Genomic DNA, 2,341 nt, shown 5'->3' with positions numbered 1-2,341 from the left:
CTCTTTAACTGAAAAAAGGAATAAACAGGTTATTTTATTACTACATGGGTTTATGGGGAATAGTGATGATTTTATAGAAATTATTCCTCAGTTATCTGAAAAATTTTGTTGTCTAACAGTTGACTTACCTGGGCATGGAAAAACTAGAGTTTTTGGCAGTGAAGAATATTACAATATGCCAAATACTGCTAAAGCATTGATTGATTTATTAGATGATTTAAAGATTGAAAAATGTTATTTATTTGGCTATTCAATGGGTGGTAGATTGGCATTATATCTGGCGATAAATTGTCCGAATCGGTTTGAAAAAATAATATTAGAATCAGCATCTCCAGGGCTAAAGACTAAAGTAGAGCGATCGCTTCGTTATGAGTCAGATTTAAAATTAGCTGATAAGTTGGAAAATAGCAATTTTCAAAAGTTTTTATTTAACTGGTATAATCAACCATTGTTTGAATCTTTGAGACAACATGATAATTTTGAAAAGGTCAGAGGAAGGCGGTTGGAAAATAATCCATTGGATTTAGCAAAATCTCTCCAAAATTTGGGAATAGGTAATCAACCTTCACTTTGGGATAAATTATCAAATCATCAGATTCCTACATTATTAATGGTGGGAGAGTATGATGAGAAATTTCAATCTATTAACACTGAAATGGAAGAATTATGTCAGTTTGCTAAAGTGAAAATAATTCCTGAATCTGGTCATAATATTCACTGTGAAAATTCTAGAGAATGGGTTGAAAGTATAATAAATTTTTTGATAAAAGGAACAGAGAAGAAAGTATAAACCTATTCCGGCTCCATCAGTCTTGAAAGCTTTGTTTAATAGTAGGGCTATTTCATTCTAGAATCAAGTGACGATTGAGAGATTAGTTGATATAACCTTCAATCCTTGAAAAGCCATATTTTCGTTAATGTACAAAAAGTCAGAAATTAGAACCAAATAGCCCTGGTTTAATAGGTAGTTAGGAAGTAAGCAAAGATTACACCAATATTATTGGTTTGGTCAATAATATTAAAGGATTTTTTCCTCATTTATTTCTCTCTCTCACCTGCAAATCTCATCTTACTATTAATCCAAGAGGTAGGGTGGTGAGTTTTGTCAAAAAAAATATTCTCAAAAAATGCTCCAATACAAATCATGCACTACAAATTACAATTTTCACTCTACAAACGTAACTTCAAACAACCTCTCAAAACGAGTCATGGTATCTGGGATGTTAGAAAAGGAATTATTCTACAACTAACCAGTAAAACTGGAAAAATAGGTTTAGGTGAAATTGCACCTTTAAGTTGGTTTGGGTCGGAAACTTTGTCGGAAGCTTTAGATTTTTGTCACCAGTTGCCAAAAGAAATAACAAAAGAAACTATTTTTTCTATTCCCGATAATTTACCTAGTTGTAAATTTGGCTTTGAGTCAGCCTGGGAAAATTTTCAACAAGTACAAGTAGAGGAAAAGGAAGAATTGAGCAAGAATTTTTACAGTGCTTTATTGCCAGGAGGAGAAGCAGCTTTAGAAATTTGGCAGCAACTTTGGCAAGAGGGATATCGAACTTTCAAATGGAAAATTGGAGTTGATAAAATTAAAACAGAACTAGAAATATTTCAGCAGTTAGTTAAAGAACTGCCTACTGAAATAAATCTGAGATTAGATGCTAATGGTGGATTAATTTTTGAGGAGGCAAAGCAATGGTTAGAAATTTGCGAAAATCTCAAGATAATTGAATTTATTGAACAACCTTTATCTGTTGATAAATTTCCGGAAATGTTGGAATTAAGTAATTCCTACTCTACCTCTATTGCTTTAGATGAATCTGTTGCAAACCTCAGAAAAATGCAGCAATATTATCAACAGGGTTGGCGCGAAATATTTGTGATTAAACCTGCTATTTTTGGTTCGCGAAGAGAACTTCACAACTTTTGCAAAAATCATTCTATTGATGCAGTTTTTTCTTCAGTATTTGAAACAAATATTGGCAGAAAAGCAGGACTTAAACTTGCCACAGAATTACAACCAAACTTAATAAAAAATCGTGCTTTTGGTTTTGGGATCACCCAATGTTTTGATGAAAATAGAGAAAATTAAGTTAGAAGTAGAAAAGAAATTTTCGATTCTCATATCTGTCGGCGGGAGTCGAACCTTATCTATATAGTTGTGGCAGATGAAATATTTTGCTTACCTACTAATTTTTGCCGAGAAAATCTTCTCTGCTCTGAGAGAAAATTCTGGCAGAAGTAGAAATTTCGATTCTGATATCTGTCGGCGGGAGTCGAACCTTATCTATATAGTTGTGGCAGATGAAATATTTTGCTTACCTACTAATTTTTGCCGAGAAAA

At 32.7% G+C, this 2,341-nt stretch carries 2 protein-coding genes; both read left to right on the top strand.

The annotated features are described in order from the left end of the window. Window positions 1–790, top strand: a 790-nt coding sequence (gene menH, locus AFK68_RS01395) for a 2-succinyl-6-hydroxy-2,4-cyclohexadiene-1-carboxylate synthase (RefSeq protein WP_371357191.1), incomplete at its 5' end; no start/stop codon positions are given. A gap of 354 nt (window positions 791–1,144) precedes the next feature. Next, window positions 1,145–2,089, top strand: coding sequence for an o-succinylbenzoate synthase (locus AFK68_RS01390; RefSeq protein ID WP_094671045.1), 945 nt, complete (start codon window positions 1,145–1,147; stop codon window positions 2,087–2,089). The last annotated feature ends 252 nt before the right edge of the window (window positions 2,090–2,341 follow it).

This window comes from Hydrocoleum sp. CS-953 (genome assembly GCF_002260545.1).
Lineage (GTDB): Bacteria > Cyanobacteriota > Cyanobacteriia > Cyanobacteriales > Microcoleaceae > Trichodesmium.
This window is presented reverse-complemented; position numbering and strand designations above follow the sequence as displayed.

Excerpts from the sequence above, each read along its gene's own strand:
- AFK68_RS01390 (WP_094671045.1), top strand. The coding sequence starts at position 1,145 with ATGCACTACAAATTACAATTTTCACTCTACAAACGTAACTTCAAACAA.